31 protein-coding genes and 1 pseudogene are annotated in these 22697 nt (G+C 59.7%); 2 read left to right on the forward strand and 30 right to left on the reverse strand.

The genetic code is table 11. The features are described from left to right. Positions 1-22: 22 nt before the first annotated feature. The 6 genes from ACO77H_RS08010 to ACO77H_RS08035 all read right to left on the reverse strand — a co-directional run bounded on the left by ACO77H_RS08010 (position 23) and on the right by ACO77H_RS08035 (position 4432). Positions 23-2740, reverse strand: coding sequence for a toprim domain-containing protein (locus ACO77H_RS08010; protein ID WP_432755742.1), 2718 nt, complete (start codon positions 2738-2740; stop codon positions 23-25). A gap of 12 nt (positions 2741-2752) precedes the next feature. Further along, positions 2753-2986, reverse strand: a complete 234-nt coding sequence (locus ACO77H_RS08015; RefSeq protein ID WP_057439570.1) for a hypothetical protein — start codon at positions 2984-2986, stop codon at positions 2753-2755. 75 nt (positions 2987-3061) lie between these two features. After that, complete coding sequence (locus ACO77H_RS08020; RefSeq protein WP_170060364.1) at positions 3062-3433, reverse strand: hypothetical protein; 372 nt, start codon at positions 3431-3433, stop codon at positions 3062-3064. Continuing rightward, positions 3433-3720, reverse strand: coding sequence for an ogr/Delta-like zinc finger family protein (locus tag ACO77H_RS08025; RefSeq protein ID WP_057439568.1), 288 nt, complete (start codon positions 3718-3720; stop codon positions 3433-3435). The genes ACO77H_RS08020 and ACO77H_RS08025 overlap by 1 nt, the downstream gene beginning before the upstream one ends. After that, on the reverse strand, positions 3717-4190 hold the full coding sequence (locus tag ACO77H_RS08030) for a YmfL family putative regulatory protein (RefSeq protein ID WP_432755246.1): 474 nt from the start codon (positions 4188-4190) through the stop codon (positions 3717-3719). Before ACO77H_RS08030 ends, ACO77H_RS08025 begins: the two co-directional genes overlap by 4 nt. Before the next feature lie 29 nt (positions 4191-4219). After that, a complete protein-coding gene (locus tag ACO77H_RS08035) occupies positions 4220-4432 on the reverse strand; it encodes a DNA-binding protein (RefSeq protein ID WP_092231667.1) in 213 nt (70 codons plus the stop codon). An 84-nt stretch (positions 4433-4516) separates the two neighbouring features. On the opposite strand from ACO77H_RS08035, the gene ACO77H_RS08040 reads away from it, so the two are divergent. Then, positions 4517-4852, forward strand: coding sequence for a helix-turn-helix domain-containing protein (locus tag ACO77H_RS08040; RefSeq protein WP_432755247.1), 336 nt, complete (start codon positions 4517-4519; stop codon positions 4850-4852). A gap of 75 nt (positions 4853-4927) precedes the next feature. After that, entirely contained in the window at positions 4928-5440 is a 513-nt protein-coding gene (locus tag ACO77H_RS08045; protein WP_432755248.1) for a hypothetical protein, read from the forward strand. A 333-nt stretch (positions 5441-5773) separates the two neighbouring features. On the opposite strand, the gene ACO77H_RS08050 is transcribed toward ACO77H_RS08045, so the two are convergent. From ACO77H_RS08050 to ACO77H_RS08165, 24 genes and pseudogenes are all read right to left on the reverse strand, one after another. Beyond that, a complete protein-coding gene (locus ACO77H_RS08050) occupies positions 5774-7045 on the reverse strand; it encodes a phage late control D family protein (protein ID WP_432755249.1) in 1272 nt (423 codons plus the stop codon). Then, positions 7042-7482, reverse strand: a complete 441-nt coding sequence (locus tag ACO77H_RS08055) for a phage tail protein (protein WP_169960485.1) — start codon at positions 7480-7482, stop codon at positions 7042-7044. The genes ACO77H_RS08050 and ACO77H_RS08055 overlap by 4 nt, the downstream gene beginning before the upstream one ends. 5 nt (positions 7483-7487) lie before the next feature. Continuing rightward, on the reverse strand, positions 7488-10163 hold the full coding sequence (locus ACO77H_RS08060; RefSeq protein WP_432755250.1) for a phage tail tape measure protein: 2676 nt from the start codon (positions 10161-10163) through the stop codon (positions 7488-7490). Further along, entirely contained in the window at positions 10153-10272 is a 120-nt protein-coding gene (locus tag ACO77H_RS08065; protein ID WP_029293885.1) for a GpE family phage tail protein, read from the reverse strand. The genes ACO77H_RS08060 and ACO77H_RS08065 overlap by 11 nt, the downstream gene beginning before the upstream one ends. An 8-nt stretch (positions 10273-10280) precedes the next feature. Further along, positions 10281-10616 carry a phage tail assembly protein gene (locus ACO77H_RS08070; RefSeq protein WP_128592877.1) on the reverse strand — a complete coding sequence of 112 codons (336 nt, stop codon included), beginning with the start codon at positions 10614-10616 and terminating at the stop codon, positions 10281-10283. Positions 10617-10667: 51 nt separating this feature from the next. Continuing rightward, on the reverse strand, positions 10668-11183 hold the full coding sequence (locus tag ACO77H_RS08075) for a phage major tail tube protein (RefSeq protein ID WP_432755251.1): 516 nt from the start codon (positions 11181-11183) through the stop codon (positions 10668-10670). A 58-nt stretch (positions 11184-11241) separates the two neighbouring features. Continuing rightward, entirely contained in the window at positions 11242-12417 is a 1176-nt protein-coding gene (locus ACO77H_RS08080) for a phage tail sheath protein (protein ID WP_432755252.1), read from the reverse strand. Positions 12418-12508: 91 nt separating this feature from the next. Further along, entirely contained in the window at positions 12509-13114 is a 606-nt protein-coding gene (locus ACO77H_RS08085) for a phage tail assembly chaperone (protein WP_432755253.1), read from the reverse strand. A gap of 1 nt (position 13115) precedes the next feature. Further along, positions 13116-14795 (reverse strand): phage tail protein, encoded by a 1680-nt coding sequence (locus ACO77H_RS08090; protein ID WP_432755254.1) that lies wholly within the window; start codon positions 14793-14795, stop codon positions 13116-13118. Then, positions 14792-15409, reverse strand: a complete 618-nt coding sequence (locus ACO77H_RS08095) for a phage tail protein I (RefSeq protein WP_432755255.1) — start codon at positions 15407-15409, stop codon at positions 14792-14794. Before ACO77H_RS08095 ends, ACO77H_RS08090 begins: the two co-directional genes overlap by 4 nt. Continuing rightward, positions 15409-16320 (reverse strand): baseplate assembly protein, encoded by a 912-nt coding sequence (locus tag ACO77H_RS08100; protein ID WP_432755256.1) that lies wholly within the window; start codon positions 16318-16320, stop codon positions 15409-15411. Before ACO77H_RS08100 ends, ACO77H_RS08095 begins: the two co-directional genes overlap by 1 nt. Continuing rightward, the gene (locus ACO77H_RS08105; RefSeq protein WP_432755257.1) at positions 16317-16661 is read right to left on the reverse strand and encodes a GPW/gp25 family protein; all 345 of its coding nucleotides are present in this window, start codon (positions 16659-16661) and stop codon (positions 16317-16319) included. Before ACO77H_RS08105 ends, ACO77H_RS08100 begins: the two co-directional genes overlap by 4 nt. Then, positions 16658-17230, reverse strand: a complete 573-nt coding sequence (locus ACO77H_RS08110) for a phage baseplate assembly protein V (protein ID WP_432755258.1) — start codon at positions 17228-17230, stop codon at positions 16658-16660. Before ACO77H_RS08110 ends, ACO77H_RS08105 begins: the two co-directional genes overlap by 4 nt. Positions 17231-17291: 61 nt before the next feature. Then, entirely contained in the window at positions 17292-17750 is a 459-nt protein-coding gene (locus tag ACO77H_RS08115; protein ID WP_432755259.1) for a phage virion morphogenesis protein, read from the reverse strand. After that, positions 17740-18222, reverse strand: a complete 483-nt coding sequence (locus ACO77H_RS08120) for a phage tail protein (protein ID WP_432755260.1) — start codon at positions 18220-18222, stop codon at positions 17740-17742. The genes ACO77H_RS08115 and ACO77H_RS08120 overlap by 11 nt, the downstream gene beginning before the upstream one ends. Further along, positions 18219-18404 (reverse strand): annotated as a pseudogene (gene lysC / locus ACO77H_RS08125) (Rz1-like lysis system protein LysC); the annotation flags it as partial. The gene ACO77H_RS08120 and the pseudogene lysC, both read right to left, overlap by 4 nt. Then, positions 18319-18762 carry an Rz-like lysis system protein LysB gene (gene lysB / locus ACO77H_RS08130; protein WP_432755261.1) on the reverse strand — a complete coding sequence of 148 codons (444 nt, stop codon included), beginning with the start codon at positions 18760-18762 and terminating at the stop codon, positions 18319-18321. The pseudogene lysC and the gene lysB, both read right to left, overlap by 86 nt. Beyond that, entirely contained in the window at positions 18759-18962 is a 204-nt protein-coding gene (locus tag ACO77H_RS08135; RefSeq protein WP_128592886.1) for a hypothetical protein, read from the reverse strand. Before ACO77H_RS08135 ends, lysB begins: the two co-directional genes overlap by 4 nt. Then, positions 18959-19801, reverse strand: coding sequence for an N-acetylmuramidase domain-containing protein (locus ACO77H_RS08140; RefSeq protein ID WP_432755262.1), 843 nt, complete (start codon positions 19799-19801; stop codon positions 18959-18961). Before ACO77H_RS08140 ends, ACO77H_RS08135 begins: the two co-directional genes overlap by 4 nt. Further along, complete coding sequence (locus ACO77H_RS08145) at positions 19798-20121, reverse strand: phage holin, lambda family (RefSeq protein ID WP_170043373.1); 324 nt, start codon at positions 20119-20121, stop codon at positions 19798-19800. The genes ACO77H_RS08140 and ACO77H_RS08145 overlap by 4 nt, the downstream gene beginning before the upstream one ends. A 45-nt stretch (positions 20122-20166) precedes the next feature. Beyond that, a complete protein-coding gene (locus tag ACO77H_RS08150; RefSeq protein ID WP_198849215.1) occupies positions 20167-20379 on the reverse strand; it encodes a tail protein X in 213 nt (70 codons plus the stop codon). Next, entirely contained in the window at positions 20379-20840 is a 462-nt protein-coding gene (locus tag ACO77H_RS08155) for a head completion/stabilization protein (RefSeq protein WP_432755263.1), read from the reverse strand. Before ACO77H_RS08155 ends, ACO77H_RS08150 begins: the two co-directional genes overlap by 1 nt. A gap of 103 nt (positions 20841-20943) precedes the next feature. Beyond that, on the reverse strand, positions 20944-21645 hold the full coding sequence (locus ACO77H_RS08160; protein WP_432755264.1) for a terminase endonuclease subunit: 702 nt from the start codon (positions 21643-21645) through the stop codon (positions 20944-20946). Between the two features lie 4 nt (positions 21646-21649). Further along, positions 21650-22672 carry a phage major capsid protein, P2 family gene (locus tag ACO77H_RS08165; RefSeq protein ID WP_432755265.1) on the reverse strand — a complete coding sequence of 341 codons (1023 nt, stop codon included), beginning with the start codon at positions 22670-22672 and terminating at the stop codon, positions 21650-21652. Positions 22673-22697 lie beyond the last annotated feature (25 nt).

A 22697-nucleotide genomic window follows, 5' to 3' on the forward strand; every position in this document is an offset into this window, starting at 1 on the left:
TGGTGTCGAGGGGTTGCAGCCCCTACACGCCCTGGAATACCCAGCAGCGAATGGTTTTCGGTTTGTCGAAAGCGTCCAGCGCCCGCGCCGAGTTGACGGCCTTGTTGGATTCCAGAAACTTGGGTGACTTGCTGGTCTTGAGCAGGCGTTTCAGGTCACTGAGGGCGGGCACCTGCTGGCGCTTGTTCGCCGCCATCTCTACAAATTCGTTGAGGTTTACCGCGATCAGCCCATCTCGACGGGCGTGGTTGAGCGCCCCTGTTTCGTCCATACCGTTGAGGAAGTCGTACAGGTCCCAAAACTCGGTAACGGTCGGGTGGTCGGCGTTGATTGCCTGCTGGCGCTCCAGGGCCATGCGGCTGACCTCGGCGTGCGCCAGGGCTTTACGGTGCTCGCCAAGCGGGACGACGTCGGCCAGGGCATCCACCAGGCTTCGCAACTGGGCGTGGTTCTTCGCGATACGCACTGTGCGGATGCCGGGTTGTGCCAGCAGCTCCTGCTCGTAGCCGGAGGTGTTTTCTTCCATCAGGCGCATGGTGTTGGCTTCGCGTTGCAAGGCCTTGACCAGGAAGCCGCTAATCCTTTCCATCGGCATGCGCTCCAGCTGCTCGGCGAACTGCTTGGTTTCCGGGGTGTGGTGCTCGCGGGTCAGATGGACGTGGCAGAGGCGCTGGAGGATCGGTTCTGAGGCGTTCACCGCGTTGTTCTGCGCAATCAGCAGGGCGGCGCGGAATGGCGGTTCGTGGGTGTCGTTGCCGTTGTTTTTCACGCCAGTGGAGCGAACGCTGCGGCCGTTGTAGGCGGTTTTCAGTTCGTCCCAGTCGAAGTGCTTTACGGGCTGGCCTTCCTTCTGTTCACGCTCGGACTCGATCAGCACCACCGGCAGGTTGCTGACCTGCGAGAAGTTGCGCGCACGGCTGGCTGCTGTTGCTTTGGACGGGTCGAAACCTTCGTAATCAGTGCGTCCGACCAGTTTCCACAGCAGCTCGACCAGGGTGGTTTTGCCCGACCCGGCTTCGCCTACCAGCTCCAGGAACATCAGCGACTTGTGGATCTGGCGGATCTGCTCGGCATGCAAAGCGCCAAGCCACCAGGCCAGCACTACCAGACCTTGGACACCAAAGCAGCGCCAGTAGATGTCGAACCAACCTTCGTTGTAGGCGTTCAGGTCGGTATTGATGTGCAGCACGGGCGACTGGCTCTGTGACTTGATACTCAGCTTGCCCAGGTCAAAAAAGTCTTCTTTGTTGCGCACATGCACCGCCCCGTCGAAGAAGGCCAGGTCGTTGAAAACATAAGCACCGTGTTCGCGGCTGTATCCGATCCATTCGATGGTGTTGACGGCTTTCAGGCAGTCCAGTTGAGGTGCCAGAATCCGTTTCAGTTGTTGGGCGCTGCCCTCGAACATCGCGCCATTGGAGACGTTGAGCAGGCGATTCGCGAACTCAGGCGCCGACGTGAGTTGCTTGGCCGTGAACGTGCTTTTAATGGCAGGCCCTTGCGGGCGCTCGATACGGAAGTAGTACCAGGCCTCATCGGTCAGGTCGTTGCGCATGTAGTACAGCGCTTGGAAATTGCAGTTGGCGATGCAGGTCACTGAGCCGGATTGGCGCAGTGCCTTGTAACGCTTTTGTTCATCGTTGAGCAGTTGGTCCTCGTGATGTTGTGAACTCTCAAGGTCACTCATGGCGCGGTCGTGCTTATCAAGGTCAATCCGAAACCAGTACAGGCGCTTGCGGAATGTGAAGTTGAATTCTTTGCGTTCGTCGCGCAGGTAGATGAGGAAACCTTTTTCTTCAGCCGAGTCAGCCAGCAGCAGGTCACCCTGGTGGCGAGCGTTATCAAGGTCTTGCTCGATGCGCTCGGCACGTTTCTCGTCGCCCTCGATCGACTTCCAGCGGTGGTGCAGATCGTTCCAGTCGACCTTTTTACCGTTGGGCTGTGGGATCACTGCCGCTTTGCAGGTGAAGCCCAGGTCGCGGGCCTCTTTGACCCAGCGGCGTGTATTGGCTTTAGCCACCGGTTCGTTATCCAGTGCCCACACCAGAGTCGGCAGGCGCTTGTCAGCGTCATGGCGCAGCTTGACCAGGGCCTTGAGCGAATCAATCGGGCAGGGCGCGCTGGACATCATCGACACGGCCGACACGTCGTTATGCAGCAGGGCGATAGCGTCGAATATCCCTTCGACGATAAACAGTTCGTCGACCTCCAACAGGTCTACGCTCGGCGGGCACCACCAAACTCCTTTGTAGCCTGTTGCACCTTCGCCGGTAGGGCGGAAGCGCGCTTTCATCTTGCCGAAGCGGTCAGGCCGATCTATCAGGCGTTCCCAGTAGCCACCTTTCTCCAGGGCAAAACGCACCGTGGCGCTACCGATATTGAGCCGGCTATCCCAGTAGTTTTCCTGGGTGAACCATCCGGCGATCAGCTCAAATTTGAAGCCCCGCGCAAACTCCAGGTAGGCGCGGGCGGTGGCAAGGGGATTGTCCGGTGTCGACGGGGCGGTCTTGCTCCAGTCGTTGAACAGGTCGTCATACACGTCCTTTATATAGACGCGGTGGTCGCACTTTTCCGGCCGTCCACAGATCAACGTCCAGGGCGAATCGTAGAAGGTGTACAGAGTCTTCTGGCCGCAGGCAGGGCAAACACCCTTACGCATATAGTCCGTGCCGCGCATGTGCTTGAGCTGGTAGTCCCGCTCAATGCGTTGGATGACGTCGGCGCGCAGCCTTTCTTTCATTTCCATCGGGGCTTACTTCGCTTCGTCGAGACTGTGTTTAAGGGCGCCGATCAGGCGTTTCTGTGCAGCCATCACCGGGAAGGCGACGAGCAGCGAGCCATGCCGCAAACCCTCGGGGATCATGCGAAAGCGGTCGTCGTACCAATGCTCGTTGAACTGCTGTGCGTACTGAGCACGTAGCACCTGAAGCAGGGCTTCGGCCTGGTCGCGGGGCAGTTTTGCGGTGATGGCGACGTCGATTTCCATGGTCCACCTCGGATTTCGGGCAAAGCTCACCCAAACCCACGGCAGCCGGGGAAGGGCGGGATGTTTTAAAGGGGTTTACTGAGGGTGAGGCTTGAGCGCGGTATCGCGCTGGTCGAGCAATTTCTGCGGGAGCAGTCGTGCCGGTACCGGATATCGCAAGTGGGCGCGGGTATCGATCAGATGCACGACCGTTCTGTCATCACCGGCACCCCAGTCCACACCCAGGTTTTGCCGTTGTTTGATGACCTGCAGTTCGGTCCAGGCGTTGTGTACCAGCTTGGGCGCCATGAACACCGGCACTTCCAGAGCCAGGGTCAGATGACGTATGCACCGGTCGAACAGCAGATCGGAGTCCACCAGGTGTTCGGCGTCATGGCGTTGCAGGTAAGCGAAAGCAGCGTGTTGCATGCTGCTGCGGTAGTCATGAGTCAATTGCTCGGGCTTCATCACGCACGCTCCATTTCCAGTTGATCCAGCAGATCGGGTTGATCGTTAGCGGTTTTCATTGCCTGTCGACGAATGACCACGTCTGCAACTGGCAGCTTTACAGCTGGGTTGGGCATGCCGCTGGGGCTCAGCTCGTGGGTCATTTGAAACAAAGCACGCACCGACCAGCCACAGGCTTCGTTGGTGCATTGCATGTAGGTGATACGCAAGAAAATGTGCTGTCCTTCGCTGGTGCGGATACGCATGCGGCCTTGGCAGTGGGGGCAAACCAGCTTGTAAGTGCTCAATGTTGGGGCCCCTTGCTGTGCAACTGGATGGTCGCAAGTACTTCTGAATGACGAGCCGACATATAGCGGTTGTGCGCGGCAAGGATCGCTTCCGCCTCGTCACGTTCGATGCGACCGTCGTCCAAGGCTTTGGCAATGATCTGGTCGACGACTCCGCGCTTGGCAGCAGCGTTGACCGACCGGCTGTAGAGGTCGACGTTGTCCAGGGTTTCGGGATTTGCCAGTGGGACGAACATGCCGCCGTACAAGGCTGCGATGTATTCCGGCAGATGTGTGGTGCCAGCGTCCTGCTCCAACACATGAATCTGCTCATCGCTTAAAGGTCGGCTGCCGGCATTTTCATAGATGTGGTTATCGAACTTCTTGAGCTCGTAACCAAGGCGAGCTGAAGCGCATTCGCGTCCGCCTGGGTAGTCGCAAATAACTGCACTCATTACTTGCCGCTTGGTCGCTAGAACTGGGCGTTTCATCTTCTGGTTTCCCCTTGGAGCCAGAGGCCCTAGTTTGTAATGACGCCGTCTTTGATTCCGAGCAGCACGGCGGCGCGATGAGCCTCACCGCGTAAACACTTCTTCTGTCCGTTCAGAACCGCGTAGACCGTCGACGGGTTGAATTCATTTTTTTCGGCCCAGTCTTTTGCCGAGATCCCGAGACGTGCGAGACGATCACGGGCCTCTTGGCAGGCTTGCTCGATGGGGGATGCGTTCGGCATAGTCTCGTTTCGTGTGGTTTCGTGTGGTGATAGGCGAAGTATTTCCCATGTACGTGGGATCGTCAAGTCTTGATGGAGACAAATGTGGGTATTGGTGACCGCCTCAAAGAGGAACGGGAGCGCTTAGGGTTCAGTCAGACTGAATTTGCGGCCGTCGCAGGGGCTTCGAAAAATAGCCAGTACAACTACGAGAAAGGTGAACGAAGCCCAGATGCGGTTTACCTCGCAGCTGTGGCTGGGAAAGGGGTGGACATTCTTTATGTGGTGACTGGCGAGCGTAAGCCGCGGTCGACCGACAGCATCGGTGCTGATGCTTCAGAGTTGCTGGCTGCTTATCAGCACGTCACTGAAGAAGATCGCCAGGTTTTGCTACGCATGGCCTTAGCGTTCGCAGTAGTGGGTAGGGCAGCAGCCGAGTAGCTGAGGTTAGGCGAACGGAAGTAACACACCGACCAAGATGGCCGGTTTTTCAAGGAAGTTCAAAGGAGTAGAGGAATGGCGCTGAAGCCCTGTAAGTCCTGCAAACATAATGTCGATACATCGGCGAAAACATGCCCTAACTGCGGTGTGGCAAATCCAGGTGTTTCCACGGGAAGCGCTGTTGGAGGGGCCATATTTTTGGTGATCATCATCGCTATCGTCGTTTCAATGTGCTCTGGCGGTGAAAGCGATAAAGCGGATGATAAAAAAACCAAGGTCGATGAAGCTGCCTGCCGTAAGGACCTACAGTGCGCGGGAGACAAGTACGGAATTGCCGCCAGTGTCTATTGCAAAGATCCGGTATCTCGCCTGGCCAAATACACCTCCCGCTGGACTGATGGCACTTTCGAGACGAAATTCAGCCATTTCCGTTGGCTGAATCAAGAGCAAGGCCTGCTGACCTTCATCGGAGACAAAATCGAATTTCAGAACGGCTTTGGCGCTTTCCAAAGGCATACCTACGAATGCGACTTCAATCCGGCGAATAACCAAGTACTTGATGTTCGGGCTCGACCTGGGCAGTTGTAGGGTTACAAAGCCTCACAGTTTTTTGTTCGTCAGCTGATGACACACCGATTTTGTGATGAACATCCGTTGTTCTCCGGGAGACCTTGACGGTGCCGTGTTGGCACCGGGCTCCCGTTGCATGTGAAAGGAGTAATCGCATGATGGGGAACAATAGCGTCTCGAACAGCCAGTCGTCAGCCGTAAACTCGGACTGCCTGAGTGAGCAAGAAGTCATATTGTTGGTATTGTTTCGGGCCACAAGTGCCCAACAAAAAAATGATGTGATGCGACTTTTGGAAGTGTTTGCGCAGGCTCCTGAGTAACGCCCACAGGGCCCCGGCCGAGCGCCGGGGTTTATGCCGACTTTTCGGCTTGTGCCTTTTTCCACTCTCGATCTACGGCACGCTTGGCCGTCTTCTCACTGGCATACAGCCACCGCAATCGCCTCGGTTTCGCCTGATCCCCCGCCGTGATTGTCTTTTCCTTTCCGGTTTTCTCATCCCGGTAGTACGCGATTATTCCCGTGTAATCCCCTGGATTGTCCTCTGCCAGATCCTCGACATTGTCCTCTGGCAACTTGCTCTCCAGCTCCAGGCTCACGATGTAACCGCCGTCAGCAGTCAGGCTGTGCTGCACATTTCCGCCGTACCAGATGATCTCGTCGATTTCTGCCTTCACTCCCTGGAGCGTGTAGGTCAGTTCTGGAATCAGGTCCGGCCGCCCCACGGCGAGGGTGTAGCTGAGGGTGGCGCTGCCGCGTTGCAGTCGTCGGAATTCGGCACGGGCAGCGCGCAGGGCTGACTGTTGGTCGCTGTAGGTGTGGCGCAGGTCTTTGAGGTTGTCACCGCCGCCGGCAATGGCTTCCTGTTTTTTTGCGCTGTTGACGTCGTAGTAATAGGCGCGGACTCCGTCGTAGCTGTCGCGGTCTGCTTGCAGGTACCGGTGCTGGTCGCCGTCGATGCGGGTCAGGGTGATGTGGGGCAGGTCCAGGCCGCTGGCGGTCTTGCCACCACCGGCTGGGAGGCACAACAGGCAGCCGGCTTTGACGCTGGCCACCGCGTCGAATTCTTCGCCCAGGCGGCTGATCAGGTTGGCGTCGGATTCGTTGGCCTGGTCGAGCTGCAGGATCGGCAATCCGTCCAGGGCACCGGCAATGGTGGCGGTGAGGTTGTTGCCGATGGCGATATCGCCCAGGACTTTGCCGAGGGTGGTGTTGCTCCAGCTGCGTTCGCGTTTGGTCTTGAGTCCTTTGCGCAGGTCCGCCGAGCGGGCGCGGATGCTCAGTACATCCGGGGCGCCGCTGTGTTCGGTTTCGTCGACGGTGTAGGTGCCTTTGTCTACCAGGCCTGTATCACTCCAACCCAGCCACAGTCGCAATACAGCGCCCTTGGGCGGGATGGTCAGCAGGCCGTCGTGGTCGCTGAGGGTGATGGTGAGTTGATCGGCTTCGACGCCACGGTTGTCGGTCAGATCCATGCTCATCAGTCGCGGGCTGATCTTCTGGGCGATATCGAGGCCGTCTACGGACAGACGGAATGCCGGTACCGGGTAGGCCGCGTCGCGGATGAAGCGCTGGGCGGTGTCTTTGAGGTAGCCGGTGACCTTGGACAGCGCAGCGTCAATCACAGCAGCCCCCGCAGGATGTTGACGCCGATGTTGGTGGCAGCGCCGAGCAGATCGATCCGGTCATCGTCGGTTCGTTTGAGGTTCAGGGTGAACTCAATGCGCCGTGGCGTGCCGTTGCTGAAGAATATGGTTTTGGTTTCGCTGAGGCTCTCGATCACCCACAGGCCGTAGATCCGGCCACTGCCTTCGACCATGGGCCAGGCCTTACCGGTGTTTGCCATCAGGCGCAGGGCGTCCAGGCTGAGGGCACTGCCGGCCAGTTCCGGGAAAATGATGCCGGGGAGGGTGATGGAGTCGTCACCACGGCCCACGAACTGCCGCGCAGGAGCGGCGCCGACGCGGTTGTTGCTGGCGTGGCGCCAATCGGTTTGGCGTTGCAGCTCCTGGTAAGCGGCGGTGGAGAGGCTGAACACGAACATGCCGAGGGCACACATCATGGTGATTATTCCAAGTCTTTTAACTGGCTGCGTTGACGTACTTCTTTAGCTCTCAGTATCCGATCAACCTGTTTTGCTACTTCCCGAGCGATGGTGCCTTCATCCATGCCTGGTGCCGCGTGAACATGGATGGTCACTTCTGCCGGGGCGGACATTGTGGTTGTCGCAGTCGAGGCAGCAAGGGGCGGTCGGTCATCTACGGCCAACGCCGGCATAGCGGTGGCGCTCAGGGCCAGCGTGCCGGCGGCTGTCAGTTGCTTGCCCATGCTGCTCAGTGCGTTGAGCGGGCCTTTCTGGCCGCCCTCCAGGCCTTTGGTCAACCCAGCCATGGTGAACCCGCCCAACTCGGCGAACACCCGCGACGGGCTGTGAATACCGAGCTTTTCCTTGAACCAACCAATGCTGGCGTCGCCGATTGAGCTGATGGCGGTCTTGACGCTGCCCAGCCCAGCCATCAGTCCGTTGACCAGGCCATTGACAATCATGTTGCCGAACTCGGTAAAGCGGCTGGGCAGATCCACGCCCAGGTAACTCAGCACCCCGGCGAAGGCCTGGTAAATCAGGCCGATGGGGCTGAAGTTGGCCAGGGTGTTGATGATGCCGACGATCCCACCGCTGAAGCCGGCTTTGATCTCGGTCCAGGCGTTGGCGAAGTAGTTCTTCACCGCGTCCCAGTTGGTGTAGATCAGGTAGGCGCCGGCAGCCAGGGCGGCGACCACGGCGGCGATGACCAGGACAATCGGGTTTGCTGCCAGCCCCCACAGCGCAATCCCTACGGTGCGAAGGGCGGTTAAAAGCGCACCGCCCATGGTTGTGGCGAGCAGGCGTATGCCCTGGGTGAACATCGGAAATACGTTGCGAGCAAGTCCAGTCAGCGTGGGGAACAGCCCCTTCACCATTTTGGAGACGCCACCGCCCTGGATGCCAAACATGGTCATGCCATAGCGCAGCATGGCAAATGGTCCCAACAGACTCGCCATGGTCAATGCCAGGCCCCCGAAGCTGAACGCCAGGACCGCCACAAGGCCCACTACCTTAACTAGACCACCAGCCAACTTCGGGTTTTCTCGTGCCCAGGTCCCGACGCTGTTGGCGATGTCGCCCAGCGTTTTAATCAGGTCTTTCAAGTCGGGCGCGACGGCCGCGCCGAATTCGGCCAAGGCGTTGGTAAAACTGCCCTCTGCGGCTTCCATCACGTTGGTCAGGGTACCCAGCTGTTCATTCACGCGGGTGCGTAGATTAGCCTGGGTTTGTAGTTGCTGCTGCACCTGCTGATACCCGGCCAGCCCTTTGTTCATCATGACGTTGAGGGTCGTGATGGTTTCCGCGTCGTCGCCAAACAGCTTTCCGATAACCGCTGTTCTGTCGACCTGATTCAGATCCTTGATCTTGTCGATTTGGGCGTAGAGGTTCTCCACGCCAGAGAAATTCCCTTCCTCATTGGTAAAGCTGAAGCTGATTTTCTGCCCTTTGTCGGCGAGCATTTTGTTGATGCTGTCGACGTTGCTTTTCTTCAGCGATGCCTGAAATATTTTTCGAAAGGCATTACCTGCTTTGCTCCCCTCGATACTGGCCTGATCCATCATGATCAGCAGTGGTGCCAGGCTTTTGGTTGCCTCCAAACCTGACTTGTTGATGATGTCCATCACGGGCGAAATGCTGCTGAAGCCGGCAAGCATGTTGGTCGGATCAACACCCGCGTAGAACCCTCGCTGGATGGTATCCATCAGGCTCATCATGTCTTTTTCAGTGGTGCGCGTAGCGTCCTGCATCTTGGCAGCGAACTCAGCGGCTTGAGTCGCTTCCATTTTCAGCAGGACGCCGAGGTAGGCGGCGGCTTCACCAGTACCGCCCAAGATATTTTTCGAACTCAGGCCCTGGCGGCGAAGCATGGTCATCATGTTTTGAAAGTCTGCCGTGGAACCGGGCAAAAGGTCGCCGAGCTTGGTGGCCTGCTCGGTGATCTTCTGGAAGTCCTCTGACACCTTGCCGGTGTCGCCCATCATGGACACTTTGAGCTGGGTGGCTGAGTCTTCATTGGGTGCAAAGGCCCTGACTGCCGCCATGATAGGCCGACTTGCCGCGTATCCCACACCCAATCCAGCAGCGCCATTGACTGCCAGGTTCCCGGCTGCTCTCTGGGTTTTCTCCATCTGGCTGCGGGCTGTCGCCGCTTGCTTATGCTGGGCGGCCAGCTCGCCCATTCGCTTGCCCTGCGCACTGATGCTGGCGTTGGTAGCGTTGATTTGCTCGCGCAGCTGGCGCTCGTGAGTGCCCAGGTTCTTGGTGCTGATACCCGCGTCATACAGTCGGGAGCGCAGCCCCTGGAGCTGCTCGCTCTGCTGCTGGTGCTGCTGTTTCAGCCGCTGGGCCTCGCGCAGGGCCGTTCGAAAGTCCTTCGCCATTGCCCTGGTCGGCACGCCGGTCGCGGCAAACTGCTGGCTGAGGGTTTTGACTTTGGTCTGGGCGGCACTCAACGCCTCGTTGGTCTGCTCGACAGCTGCACGCTGCGACCGCCAGGCGGTGACGTCTTTCTGCTGGGTGTTGAGTTCCTTCAGGCGGTCGCGGGCAGCCTTGAGCGCGCGAGCGGTCTCCAGGCTGCCGTTGTTGATTTGCTTCAGTGGGCGAGTGGCTTTGTCGATGGCACTGAGCAGCACCTGAAGTTTCAGATCATTTGCCATCGGTGGAACTCCGCACCCTGGCACGCTCGCGCCAGTCCATCAGGTCTTGCAGGCCCAACTGATCCATATCGGCCGGTGCCCAGTGAAAAACCACGGCTAGATCGGCCATGGCGTCCTCTACGCGACGAGGGATGCATCCGTCTTCGCCGACTTCTGCAACAAAAAACCGCTGATCTTGCTGCTGAGAGCGAGCAGATCGGCCGGGTCCATGCCGGAGACCTCAATGGCGGTGAGGGTTGGGCTGCTGATACGCGGTACGACCTTGATCAGGCTGGCGACGTCCATTTGCAGCAGTTCCACCAGGCTCACGCCGCGCAGCTCGCCCGAGCTGGGTTTGCGCAAGGTTATGCTGTCGATGGTGGTGACGCCGCGACGGATCGGGGAGTCGAGGACGACGGTGTTGTCGTCGGCCAGTGGCTGGAGGTCGGGTTGTTCGGTGGCGGCTGTTTTCATTGGAAAAGCTCCTGGTGATGAACGTATGGGATTGTCGATCGAGGGCGGGGATCAGACCCCGATGGCCTTGCGCTGTTTCTCCAGCATGTCCTTGCCACCTACGTTCTCGATGAAGTTGAGCAGGTCAATTTCGATGATTTCTTCGTTGTCGACCGTCAGCTTGTAGTAGGTGCAGGTGGTGGTGATGGCGTGTTCGGTGTCCTCGCCTGGCTGCGCGTCACCCATTTCGATGGTTTCGTGACGGCCGCGCACCACGATTTCCACCGCGCTGACTTCGCCGGTGTCGTCCTGCTCATAGGCGCCAGAAAATCGCAGCGCCACGCCCGAGGCGTTGACCGCGCCGAATTGTTTGAGGCTGATCAGATCGAGGCCACCGGTTTTCCATTCCAACTGGATGCCGTCATCGGAAAAGCCCAGGTCTGCCTTGACCGGGCCGTTCATGCCGCCGCCGCGATAGGCTTCCATCTTGCGGCCGAGGGCGGGCAGGGTGACGGACTTAACCAATCCACGGTAGATGTTGGCGTCGTTGAACAACATGAGGTTTTTGAGCTTATGGGGCAGGGCCATGGCGGTGTTCTCCGGGGGTATGGCACAGGGTTAACTCCCCTCGCGGGGGAGGCCCGGTTTAGCTGTTGATCTGGCTGGCGAACTGCATCAGGTAACGGTCGGTGATGCGCTGGCGAAGCGTGAGGTCTTCCAGGGGCGGCACTGGGGTGTAGTCGTAGTCGAGGGTCAGCTTGCCGGCCTTGAGGGTGTCCTTGTCGTTAATGTCTTCGGGGTACCAGCAACTGCCGCCGATCAGGTAGCCCTGGGCGATCCATTCGCGGAACTTGGCGTTAACGCCCTCGATGATGTCCCGCACCAGGGAGGCGTGCATGGGCTTGTCTACCGCCCACATGTGCGCCTCGGCCATGGTGTCGGCGAGGATCTGCGCGGTGCGGGTGTAGTTTTCAAAGGCGAACAGTGGATCGTCGCTGCACGTACGGCTGCCCCAGAATCGGAAGCCGCCCTCGTTGATCAGCGTGGTGACCTCATTGCTGTTGAGGTAGTTGGCATCGGTGGCCGGGTTTTGCAGATCCCAGAACACGTCGGCGCTGATACCGGTCACGCCATTGACGGCGACGTTGGAGATAGTCTTGTGCCAGCCGGTTTCCTGATCGATCTTGGCCCGCAGGCCCAGGGCACGCGCCACGGCCGAGGCAGTGACGGTCGCATTGGTGACGGTGCTCCAGTTCTGGAACTCCGGCCAGATCACCATCACTTCACGGGCGCCGAAGTTTTCGCGGTAGGCGACCACCTCTTCCTTGGTTTTGCAGCCCCAAGCACTGACGTAAGCGAAGGCGCGCAGGTCCTTGGCAATCGATACCAGCGCGGTGGCTACCGGCTGGCTGTCGAGGCCAGGCACGCCGAGAATGCGCGGCGTCATGCCCACGCGGGCCTTGGCTGCGAGCAGGGCTTTCATGCCGGTGTACTTGCCATCGGCGGTGGTGGTACCGATCAGGGCGCTGGTGGTGGCGGCTTCGTCCGCGCCTTCCTTGACCCGCACCACGATGGTGTAGGGCTTGGTCTGGTCGGCAATGGCTTGCAGGCTGGATGCCAGGGTGCCTTTGACGCCGGCTTTGGCGATGGCGCTTTGCACATTGGTCAGCAGTACCGGGGTGTCCAGCGGAAACATCAGGGGGTCTGCATCCTCAGCCGTGCAAACCAGGCCGATGACTGCGGTGGAGATGGTGCGAATGGGGCGGGTGCCGTCGTTGAGTTCGATGACCCGCACGCCGTGGAGATAGTCTGAACCGGCCATGGGTGGTTGCCTGCGTTGTGATGGAATGACAGTGCACAGGCTGCCGCGCGCGCGCCGGTTGGGCGAGCGCGCGGGCTTGTAGTCGCAACGCTTACAAGTTCTTGGCAGCGACCCAATCTGGTATTACTGGCCGGAATTGTCTGTCTGGAAAATGTTCCGCGACGGGCCAGGCTCGCAGGTCCAAGCGATAACGCTGCAACTGCTGATACTGTTCAGTTGTAAGCGTTGTAGCCTGTTGAAGCTCTAACTCGTCACGATGGCGCACAACCAAACCGTCAGTGTTTGCCAGCGATGAGTCGCGCCAAATACGCTCGCGCCGTTCAAGCTCTGCGTCACTGGGCGGAGGTGGAGCAACAGCAACAGGCTCTCCCTTTGAATTGGCTTGAATGACTTTACCTTGGGACTGTGCGACTAGGAGCGCCAGGTACTTGTCCTGGGGCAGGTCCCGCAGTTCGGCCTTCGGAGGCAGCGAGCATTTGGGGTTCGGCACTTCAATTAGGGGCGGAACCGCGTCAGGGTCGGGGACGCTAATCAGCGGGGGCTCTGCGTCTTTATCATCGTCACCAGGAACCCAATCGGGATCAGTAATCTGGATTTCTGGCTGCTTCCACTTGGGATCAACTACCAAGATAGTCCGGGGGCCGTGAACCTCATCGGTATAGAACCCGACACTTTTTGAGTGAAAATACGCGCTCATCTTAATAACCCTCCGCTTCTACGATAAGTGTCAGCCCGTACTGCGGATTTAACCCCCATTCATCTACGCGCAAATTGCACCCTGTGCGGGTCAGGTCGGCATACGCACATGAGACGGTTGCCGGCGAACCATTGGTATGGAGAAACGAAAGCTTCACTGAATCAGCTTGCTCTGCAAAGGCAACAGGCCATGTAACCGCACCCGCCCATGCCGTTGAGACATCACCGATATAGATGGAGACCCGCTGACGTAGTAAGCCGGTATCGGCGCATTTCCACCAGCCTGGAATACCCTTCTGGCAGGTGTTTTTCGGCAGGGTGGTTTGGGTGATGAAGTAAACCGGCTGTTCATCAAAAGCCCTCCGGAAGTACGGAAGGTTGATGTCGCCGCCCCATAATCCAGCCACGCTAATCGCATCGCGGGTCAGCTTTTGATTGAACTTTATATCTGACTGAGATACGGAGTAGACGTCGTAGATCCCATGCCCAACAGCTGTAGGCGGAAGCCCATCCAGATCGGAAAATGCGTGACGATGCACCCGGCGAGCAAGCTGCAAAATAGCGCCGGTCGAAGTCTGCATGACGTAAGGAAGGTCCGGGTTATCCGAAATCAACCCTGCGTGAGATATCCAATCGCTGACAACTCGCTGCGATAAACGAACATCTGTTTGCCCAATGGTGTAGGTATTGGACTTGTCTGCCTTCGTGTCAGGATTGAAGTTCGACGTCAGCCATAACGCACCGAGGTCAGTAACATCAACAGCGGCTTTTAACCCCTCCGCAGCCCAGGAAAGAGCGATGCGGTTTTCCGAACCGGCTGCAACAAAACCGGCTCGTGTTTCGGTCTTTGTAAAAACATCGCGGAGGTCATAGCCATCGCGTGTTGTTGGCTTGTCACTCAAGCTAGCGAAGGTGTGACCATGAGATGACAGTGACAGGTTGATTATATGGCCCGCAGAGCCATCAGGATTCTTGAACCTGAAGTACGGTAAGCCTGGATCTCCATTAACCACACCCGCCGCCAGTATGCCGTCTGCTCCAGCCCGCTGATCAAGCAGGTTATCGGTCTGGTCTTTGGTGTAAGCGTTTTTGATACCGAAACCGTCGAGCGTGGTTGGATTGCTTCCCGACACCACAATGCCCCGCGCGTTGATCGTAACTCGGTGATAAGTACCGGGCGTTTTATCCGCCGGCAGCACCTCACCAATCGAGCGGTCCACATAATCCCGAGTTGCTAGGACTACTGATGGATCAATCTTCAGCACGATGTTGGCCAGGCTGGAAACGATCAGGTTCATACGAATGATCTGAGTCCGACCCGATCCTTGGGCCAACAACGGCTTGAACGTCGGCGCGCAGTTGGCGACGGCCACCAGATCGCCGTCCTGGTCGTACAGACCGATTTCCCGAATCCAGAAACCACCGACGTTTTCCGGGATGACCTGTTCGGCAATGATGATGCCGGGGTTCTTCGGGTCGGGTTTGAGCTGGTTGAGCGGTGCACGGCGCCGCTCGTTGATCAGCTTGGTTTGCAGGCGGTCGGGGAATGGGTCGGTGCCGTTGGCATCACCCACGCCCATCTGTGCGAACGTCCAGGGGATGCCGAGGGCGTCCGCGTTCGCCTGTTTGGCCTCGCCGATGGCCGTAAGAATGGCTTGAAACTGGCTGTTCTGGTCGATCATGGGAGGATGTCCATCGTATCAATGTGATGTTCGCGACCGCCCAGGCGCAGGTAACCGCTGACTTCGATGTCGCGTTGGGTCGGTGGGTAAACGCTGAGTTCATCGCCTTCGCTGACGCAGGCGCCGATATAGAAACTGCCGGTGGTTTCCAGGCTGATGGCCAGGCCGGTGAGGTGGCGGCTGCGGGGTTTGGCGTCATCGATCAGGAAGGTCAGTTCCTGATACATCTCTTCGGTGATGCCGGTGTCTAGCACGCCGACCTTGAGTTTGAAGGTGCCCGGGATGCCGACCGGCACGTCCTGCCACCACTCGATAATCTCGATCAGATAGCCCAGGGGCTCGACCACGCGCCGCAGCGCGCCGATGGTGCCCTTGCGCGAATGGATGTAGTAAGCGGCACGGATGGCCGCGCGCTTGATGGACTCCGACCAGGTGCTGTCCCAGCGGTCGACGGAAAACGACCAGGCCAGATACGGCAACACCGCGAGCGGGCATAGGTCCGGGCTCCACAGCAGGCGAATGGGAATAGGCACCCGCTGGATCTGCGCCAGTGCGACGGCCGCGTCACGCTCTAACTGCGTCGAGTTGCTGGGTAGCAGGTGCTGGGCGCCCATCACTCCACCCCAACCGATAATTTAATGTCGGTGCAAAACGGCGCCTGGTAAGGCGTGGCGGCAATATCGACCCAGTTCTCCAGCTCGACCTTGCGCACGCCCTCGACGTGCAGCGCGGCGTGGATCGCTGATTCTGAGACTTCCATGCCCAACCGGCGGCGCTGGTGGACGTAGTGCTTCAGGCGTTGTTCGGCAGCCGCTCGGGCAGGCTCAGTTTCTGGCCCACTGGTTTTCAGGTAGAGCTTGGCTTTGACCTGGTAACGCAGGATCTGCGCGGCCTGGACGGTCAGGCGGTCGCCGACTGGGCGGCGGTCCTCATCGCTGAGATAGGCGTTCACAACGGCCAGCAACTCAGGCTCTGCGCTCCCATCGGCCAGCATGCCCTGGACCGTCACCACGACCACGGCCGGGGAAGGGCTTTCCGCTGTGGCATCGGCAACCCGCCCGTCAGCTGCGCGGGCGTGGAAGATGTAGCTGTTGCGCGGGCCTGCGGTGCTGAGGCCTTCCCAGGCCATCTGCGTGCGTTCGCGCAGGCTGTCGTCATCTTCCATGACCCGCGCCACGGGCGGGGATGCTGATGCATTGCCCTCCTGAATAACCAGGCGCTTGACGTTGAAGTTGGAGGCCAAGTTTTCCAGGTCGGAGCCCTTGGCAAAGGCCAGCATATTGGCGGTTGATGCTTCGTTGACCCGTTGGCGCCAGATCGTCTCGCGGTAAGCGTTCTCTTGCAGCAGCTTGGTCAGAGGCTCCGACTCTAGCTCAAGGCGCGCGGCGATTTTTGGCTGTTCCTCGACCGGCCACAGGCTGATGGCGTAGGCCTTGCGCTCGGCAAGGATCTGCTCGTAGTCGATCTGCTCGACGATCTGCGGCGCGGGTAACAGGCTGAGGTCGATGGCGGCGAACGTGTTCATACACTGGCCCCCAGTTGCAGCGGCAGGCTCATGCTCAACGGCTCATTGGAGTCCACCAGGGTGCAGTCCAGGTCCAGCACCGATTGGCCTTGCAGATTGGCGCCGAGGAACTGCACCCGGTTCAGGCTGATACGCGGTTCCCAGCGCATCAATGCCATGACTGCTGCCGCGTACACGCGCAGGCGGGTGGCATCGTTGAAGGGATGGTCCACCAACTCGGGCAGCAGGCTGCCGTATTCGCGGCGCATGACGCGGGTGCCGATGCGGGTGGTGAGGATGTCGGTAATCGCCTGGCTGATGAGGTCCAGATCGCCGATGGCGCCGCCGGTTTCTCGGTTCATTCAGGTTTCCCCGTCTTGCCGCTGCCTGGCATGACGCCGCCGTGCGGATGTTCCACCAGGCTGATACCAGCCGCGACCACGTCCTCGGTGACGGTCACGGTACCGGTGACGTTTTGGTTGCCGGTCTGGGTGTAGTCGCCGTGGTGCGTGATCGGGCCGACGATGTTGATGCCGCCTGTGCTGGTCAAGTTGGTGGTGCCACCTTCGGCCAGGGTGGCGTTGAGGTGGTGGGCGACGCTGTCGTAATCGATCACCGTGCCGTCGGCGTAGGTGCGACGGTGCAGGCCAGGGCGGTTGCCGTTGGCGGGAATGTGATCGCTGGGTAGGCCGGTGATGACGACGCCGTTGGCGAGTTGGCCGGACGGGCTGATCAGGATGACCTGTTCGTCGACGGTGGGCGGGTCCCACTCACGGTCGGCCCCCGCACGCAGGGCCAGCCAGGGCAGCCAGGCGGTTGTCAATTCGCCGGTCTTTACTTTCACGCGCGGGGGCACCATCTGGACTTCAGCGATGACGCCGAGGCGGATGAGGTTTTCGAGCATGCGGGAGAGGGCGGCGAAATTGTTCATGGCGCCGATGGTGGCGCCACGCGTGCGCGGGTGCAGCTTCGCTGCCTTGTAGGGAGGGGTTTTACAGTGTCAGGTGCGCAAGCAAGCTGTCACGGATCACATCAAGATCCGCCTCGGTGAATCCCAGCACTTCACGTTGTTCGTATTGCACGTCTGGAGCGCCACGCTCTGCGCGGTCCTTCAGCCCATACTGGTGAACCCTGGCAATTCGGGCGATTCGCCCGGTAAAGCCCACAGATATGGCGTTGCTGTCGCCTCGGGCCTTGAGGTAGGTGGCGTTCTTCAGCTTCTTGAACATTTCCAACTTGCGGCGGATATGCCCCTGCTTACCACGCAGATTGCGCTGTTTACGGGGGGCAAACTTGCTGCCGTCCGGGTTCTGCTGGGCAGTAACCCGTTTTTGTTGGCTGCGACGCAGGTCCTGGCCGATGCTGCGGGCCAGTTGATTGCGTGCCCCAGGCTCAAGCCGTTCCAGCAGCGTCGCTGCCCAGGTCTCGAGGGCTTCCAGATCATTTGCCATCTGGGACAAACCATTCGCTGGTGTTGCCCTGGGCGCCAGGCTTCCAGTTCGGGTCGAGGTAGCCCGCTACACGCTGCGGCTCGTTTGGGTGCTTGACGGTGGTGTGGCCCTGGTCATCTTGGCCGACGATCACTTTCTCTGTCAGCGGCAGGGTAATACTGAGGTCCACCAGGTCTTTATTGAGAATTTCGGCCTCAAATTGGAAGCCGTTCTTCACTTTATCGAGGTTGTCGAGCAGCTCGGATTGGTTGACGCTGAGCCAGCCCAACAGTGGGAGCATCACGCTATCAGGGTGTCCTGCGAACTCTGTGAGGATGATCTGCAGTTCGAAGCTGTACTCAAAAGAGAGGCTTGGCGCAGAGGTGCAGCGAACTTTGCCGTTGTTGATAAAGATCAGCAGCCGGTCAGGGTTGTGCTTGAATTCGGCGACGGTGGCCAGGAGGTGGGCGCGTAGGCTTTCAGGCTTGTTCATGGCGCTGCCTGCTGATGTTGGTAAACCATGTCGACCTGCGCCGCACAGTCGGCCCAGGCGGCTTCGACGCGGTCCTGGTCGGTGAGCTGGTCACCATTATTGCGTGGGCTGGTCGCCGGCAACTGGCACGGCACTACGGCCGGACAACCACTGACGATAAGCGTCGGCGCCGGTAAGGGCGGGGCGCTCTCGCAACCTGCGAGCAGCATCAGGCAAAGGCTGAGTAGCCCAGGTGCGTAGTTCGGCGTTTTCACGTTTCAGCTCCTCTATGGTTCGCTCGCGCTTTGCCAGGCCCTGGCGTAACTGATCCTGCTGAGTTCGCAGGGCACTTTGGGCGTCACGTTCCTGTTTTAGGGCGGTCTTGAGCGTGTTGGCGGTGGTCAGGTTGCGGTCGGCGTCTGCGCGGGCGGTCTTAGCCGCAGATTCTTCCCGTTCGGCTTTACCCACGGCGACGTTGATGCGCTGTTGCTGGCCCCAGATCAGCAGCGCCAGGGCACCGAGCAAGGCAATGCCGTACAGGGCCTGGCGCAGGGTGCTCATGCGCGGTACCAGCCGAGCTTATTCATGGCTTCGGTATCGAGTTGTTTAATAGGGCCGCGAACGATCACGGCCCTGGCACCGCTCATCAACTGAATGGCCTCGGCCAGCACTTGCATATCGTCCTGTTCGGTGGATTCCGGCACCACCAGCAGATCGCCGTCCTGCACTCGCAGTTTTTGCACCGCTTCGAAGTCGATCATGCGGCTACCCCTTGCCCGCAACCGCAGTCGGCGTGCCGTTCGTAGGCACGCTGTAGCTTCACGTCGTAGAGGTTTCGCTGATAGTCCGGACCGTTGTAGAGCTTGGCGAATTCGGCCCATTTGCGGGCTTTCAGCGCTTTTTGCAACACCGGGTCGGTTTCAATGAAGCGGGTGAAGGCGTCGAACTGTTGCGATTCGCTGGCACTCATGGCTGCCACGAAGTCCTGCACGCTGGTATAGCCCAGGCGCTGCCAGTGGAAGCCCATGATCTGGAAAGCCCCCCATGACGCAGATTCAAGGGCGGCGGTGTCATCGATCAGCCGGGCCATGGCCAGGCGCTGGTGTTCGGCGGTACCGCCGGAGTATCCGCCCGACTTTGGGTTTACCAGGGCGGGATTGACGGCGGCGAGCTGGTCGGCGTGGTGCTTGAGTTCGGCCGGGTCATCGCCGTCGTGCCGCACCTTGGCGAGCTGGCGGTACATGATGTGCCGTTCGAAAAGGATCACTGGCTTGCCGTTGTCGAAGAAGCCCTTGCCCTTGGATTCCACTTCGTTGATGGCGTAGATGCTTGCCAGCGGCACGCCGAGGCGTTCGGCGGCAGCGATCAGATCGTTGTTGCGCAGCAGCTTGGCGCAGTCACCGCCGGCCAGGCTGGTTTGGGTTTTTTCGCCGGCTACGCCATCAACGACCAGACCAACCTTGAGCTGATAGGCACGGACAGCGGTTTCGGTGCTGTCGCCATAACTGCCGTCCACATCCAGCTTGGCGCCGTGGCTGTTGAGATTCTTTTGCAGCGTGCGTACTGCCTGCGAGCGGTCGCCGTGTCGTAGGGTCGTCATAGCTGTTCTACCTTGCGGGTGAAAAACTTCTTGGCGACCGCGCGCGTGCCCTCCACGCCGAGCAAACCAATCACACCGCCGAAAAACGGCGCGGTGGTGGTTGGGATGCCGAGCAAGGCCAAGCCATGGCTGGCAGCCAGGGCCAAGGTGCCGCACAGCGGCGCCTCGATCAGCATGCGGCGCACCGTGCCGCCGCCGTACATGATCCTTAGGGCTGCGATGATCACGGCGAGGACTCCGGCGTAAAGAGTCGGCCAGTTCTGTTCGAGCCAGGCGGCGAGCCAGGCCCAGGTGTCGGGACGTTCAGGCATGCGCTTCATTCCGTTGTCCAGGGTTGGTGGGTTCAAGGTCCGGGTGCAGCTCAGTCAGTCCCATAGGTTCACCATTTGCCGCTGCGGGGCGCTGGTTTGGGCTTCGGGCATGTTGACGACAAAGCCTTGCGGCAGGATTGGGCCCTGGTCGGCCAGGCCGGGGTTGGCTTCAAGGACGGCCTCGGTGACGCCTGCGGTGCGGCCGTAGAAACGCCAGCACAGGGCGTCGACCGTGTCGTTTTGATTTGCACGGACCGCGACGGCCATCAGATCAACTCCACGGTGGTGCGGGTGCGACCAAGAAAGTCGCGCACAGCCCAACGCAGGTCGCGGCGGTAGTCGTCAATGGTGGGGGTGACTTCTTCGGCCTTCTGGCTGCCGGCATTCGTGGCGCTGTAATCGCGGTAACGCTCGCAGACTTCGGCGCCGGTAGCGGCTTCGATGGCACGGCGGTAGAGGTGGGCCTTTACCGACACGTAATTGATGCGATCACCGGGTACGTCGTCCAGCTTGGCGTGGCCGGCTGCTTGCTGGGCTTTCCGCCACTCGGCCAGCTCGCGGTTGAGGTTGATGGCGGCAGAAATCACGGCGGTTTCCAGTCGGGCCGGGGTGACGCTGTCGTTGATGCGCAGGGTGGCGCGCAAGTGGTCCAGGTCAATCGACGGCCAGAAGGGGTCGGTGTTGATATGACCGCCTGCGACAGGGCCGCTGGCTACAAATGCGCTCATGAACTGCACTCGAAAATAGGTCGCCGGTGGTCGGGGCTTCACGTTCAGGAGGAGCGGCCTGGCCGATCCGCCCCGAGCCGGCGGGGTGCGTGGGGACGCTCGGTTAGCTGCTTGGTGCAGCGTGTTTTTTCAGGAGGCGCTCGGCGCCGTCCAAATCCTTTTTGCCGCCGCAACCGTCATGCAATTCGATTGCGCGCTTAAGCAGGTCGATACCGGCCTGAATCTGTCCAGGCTGGCCCGGTTCTTCGGCGGTAATGCCGTGCAAGGTGGCTCGGCCAGTCGCCAGGAACAGCTTGGCGCGAGCCTGATCAGGCATGTCTTCGGCGTCGGTCAGCTCGACGGTGCGGTGCAGGATGCTCAGGTCGAAATTGCCATTGGCCTTCTGTGCTTTCAGCGCGGCTGTGGCGATTTCTTCCGCGACCAGGCAACCGGTGGTGCGTTCGAATCGGTCCGGCATGATCAGCTTGTGCTTGAGCACGTAGTCGGCGATGTCCAGAGCGCCGCTGTAGTCCTCGACGTCGACACGCCACACCATGACGGTGGTCATGACGTCGTCTTGGGCACCATGGCCGGCCTCAAGCACACCTTCGACATACGGGACGTACTCGGGCAGCAGTTGCAGCTTGAGCGCGGCTTTGCCTTCGTTGGACTGGATGGCTTTGAGGCGCAAGCGGTCTTGCAGCAGCTGATTCAACTGATGCTCGTAGGCGGTGGCGCCGGCCATGGATTGCTGTGGTGCTGTTTTCGCTGCCTCCATTGCCGCGCGTGCGCGGCGTTGGTGGGCTTGGGCGATGCTGAGTGCCATGGGATTAACCCTCGCTGCTTGCGTCTTCAACCGGCTTGATGTTTTCCAGCAGGCATCCGAGGCCGTATTCCTCGACGACGTAGGCTTCGTTCGACGATTCGAAGTTACTGACGCGGTTCCACTCCGGCTCTTCCTTGAGGTAGCGGCGGCGAGCACCGATCTGCCAGTACACCGACAGGTTGGCGAAGGTGGTGATCAGGATCGTGCCTTCTGGGATGTACGGCACTTCGTACAGCGGCAGGCCCCCGACGCGACGTTGAGAGATGATCAGGTCGCTGGCCAGGGTGTTGGTGGAGTCTTGGTCCTTGTTGACCAGGGCCAGGAACTTGTCGTGTACCAGCTCGCGGCCTGTCAGCACCACCAGGCCAGGGTTACGGCGATACCACGGATCCAGCAATTGGATGGCGTCGTAGACCAAGGCGTCGATGTTCTTGAAGTCGCCGGTTTTGCCGATGGTGATCTTGCCAGCGATAGCGCCTTCCTTCAGCACTCGGTCGGGTGCATGAGTGCGGTACTGCTGGAGCCAGCCGATGTTGACGTCTTCCAACAGAGGGTGTGCCGTGCGGTCGGTTTGCTCGGCTGCCGAGGTGCCGTAGAAGCCGATCTGGATGCGGTCGAGCGCCTGACGCTGGGCAATGGCGCTAGACAGGCGGGTTTGGAAGTCCGGGAACTTGGCCCAGGCGTCGAGCTGTTTGTAGCTGACGTAGGTGTCGAAGTCGGTTTGTTCAGCGCGGTATTTGTCGCTGGACAGAGTGCCGATGCTGCTCGGCTCGCGCTTCTTGATCTTGGTGTTGGTGCGGCTGGCAACGGTGCTGCCCACGCCCATGCCCACCTTTTCGCCTTCCTGTTCGTCGACGCCGAGGACGTTGATCTTGGTCAGGAACTCGCTCGACTCCTGGATCTTGGTTTCCAGCTTCTGCTGGATGGTCGGATCGACGCTGAATGTTGCAGTGGCCGACTCAACGCGGTTGAGCTGGGCAACCTGACCGAGGTAGCCGGTAAAGAGTTTTCGAGTGTCGTTACGCATGGGTGTCTCCGATAGTGGGCTGGGC

It is taken from the genome of Pseudomonas sp. WMBT8, from assembly GCF_050916005.1.
Classification (GTDB): Bacteria; Pseudomonadota; Gammaproteobacteria; order Pseudomonadales; family Pseudomonadaceae; genus Aquipseudomonas.

Excerpts from the sequence above, each read along its gene's own strand:
- ACO77H_RS08115 (WP_432755259.1), bottom strand. The coding sequence starts at position 17,750 with ATGGCAAATGATCTGGAAGCCCTCGAGACCTGGGCAGCGACGCTGCTG.
- ACO77H_RS08030 (WP_432755246.1), bottom strand. The coding sequence starts at position 4,190 with ATGAAACGCCCAGTTCTAGCGACCAAGCGGCAAGTAATGAGTGCAGTT.
- ACO77H_RS08120 (WP_432755260.1), bottom strand. The coding sequence starts at position 18,222 with ATGAACAAGCCTGAAAGCCTACGCGCCCACCTCCTGGCCACCGTCGCC.
- ACO77H_RS08095 (WP_432755255.1), bottom strand. The coding sequence starts at position 15,409 with ATGGGCGCCCAGCACCTGCTACCCAGCAACTCGACGCAGTTAGAGCGT.
- ACO77H_RS08015 (WP_057439570.1), bottom strand. The coding sequence starts at position 2,986 with ATGGAAATCGACGTCGCCATCACCGCAAAACTGCCCCGCGACCAGGCC.
- ACO77H_RS08055 (WP_169960485.1), bottom strand. The coding sequence starts at position 7,482 with ATGATGTGTGCCCTCGGCATGTTCGTGTTCAGCCTCTCCACCGCCGCT.
- ACO77H_RS08090 (WP_432755254.1), bottom strand. The coding sequence starts at position 14,795 with ATGATCGACCAGAACAGCCAGTTTCAAGCCATTCTTACGGCCATCGGC.
- ACO77H_RS08100 (WP_432755256.1), bottom strand. The coding sequence starts at position 16,320 with ATGAACACGTTCGCCGCCATCGACCTCAGCCTGTTACCCGCGCCGCAG.
- ACO77H_RS08145 (WP_170043373.1), bottom strand. The coding sequence starts at position 20,121 with ATGAAGCGCATGCCTGAACGTCCCGACACCTGGGCCTGGCTCGCCGCC.
- ACO77H_RS08110 (WP_432755258.1), bottom strand. The coding sequence starts at position 17,230 with ATGAACAATTTCGCCGCCCTCTCCCGCATGCTCGAAAACCTCATCCGC.
- ACO77H_RS08085 (WP_432755253.1), bottom strand. The coding sequence starts at position 13,114 with ATGAGCGCGTATTTTCACTCAAAAAGTGTCGGGTTCTATACCGATGAG.
- ACO77H_RS08160 (WP_432755264.1), bottom strand. The coding sequence starts at position 21,645 with ATGGCACTCAGCATCGCCCAAGCCCACCAACGCCGCGCACGCGCGGCA.
- ACO77H_RS08045 (WP_432755248.1), top strand. The coding sequence starts at position 4,928 with ATGGCGCTGAAGCCCTGTAAGTCCTGCAAACATAATGTCGATACATCG.
- ACO77H_RS08135 (WP_128592886.1), bottom strand. The coding sequence starts at position 18,962 with ATGATCGACTTCGAAGCGGTGCAAAAACTGCGAGTGCAGGACGGCGAT.
- ACO77H_RS08060 (WP_432755250.1), bottom strand. The coding sequence starts at position 10,163 with ATGGCAAATGATCTGAAACTTCAGGTGCTGCTCAGTGCCATCGACAAA.
- ACO77H_RS08155 (WP_432755263.1), bottom strand. The coding sequence starts at position 20,840 with ATGAGCGCATTTGTAGCCAGCGGCCCTGTCGCAGGCGGTCATATCAAC.
- ACO77H_RS08020 (WP_170060364.1), bottom strand. The coding sequence starts at position 3,433 with ATGAAGCCCGAGCAATTGACTCATGACTACCGCAGCAGCATGCAACAC.
- lysB (WP_432755261.1), bottom strand. The coding sequence starts at position 18,762 with ATGAGCACCCTGCGCCAGGCCCTGTACGGCATTGCCTTGCTCGGTGCC.
- ACO77H_RS08105 (WP_432755257.1), bottom strand. The coding sequence starts at position 16,661 with ATGAACCGAGAAACCGGCGGCGCCATCGGCGATCTGGACCTCATCAGC.
- ACO77H_RS08165 (WP_432755265.1), bottom strand. The coding sequence starts at position 22,672 with ATGCGTAACGACACTCGAAAACTCTTTACCGGCTACCTCGGTCAGGTT.
- ACO77H_RS08140 (WP_432755262.1), bottom strand. The coding sequence starts at position 19,801 with ATGACGACCCTACGACACGGCGACCGCTCGCAGGCAGTACGCACGCTG.
- ACO77H_RS08080 (WP_432755252.1), bottom strand. The coding sequence starts at position 12,417 with ATGGCCGGTTCAGACTATCTCCACGGCGTGCGGGTCATCGAACTCAAC.
- ACO77H_RS08150 (WP_198849215.1), bottom strand. The coding sequence starts at position 20,379 with ATGGCCGTCGCGGTCCGTGCAAATCAAAACGACACGGTCGACGCCCTG.
- ACO77H_RS08010 (WP_432755742.1), bottom strand. The coding sequence starts at position 2,740 with ATGAAAGAAAGGCTGCGCGCCGACGTCATCCAACGCATTGAGCGGGAC.
- ACO77H_RS08075 (WP_432755251.1), bottom strand. The coding sequence starts at position 11,183 with ATGGCCCTGCCCCATAAGCTCAAAAACCTCATGTTGTTCAACGACGCC.
- ACO77H_RS08035 (WP_092231667.1), bottom strand. The coding sequence starts at position 4,432 with ATGCCGAACGCATCCCCCATCGAGCAAGCCTGCCAAGAGGCCCGTGAT.
- ACO77H_RS08070 (WP_128592877.1), bottom strand. The coding sequence starts at position 10,616 with ATGAAAACAGCCGCCACCGAACAACCCGACCTCCAGCCACTGGCCGAC.
- ACO77H_RS08065 (WP_029293885.1), bottom strand. The coding sequence starts at position 10,272 with ATGGCCGATCTAGCCGTGGTTTTTCACTGGGCACCGGCCGATATGGAT.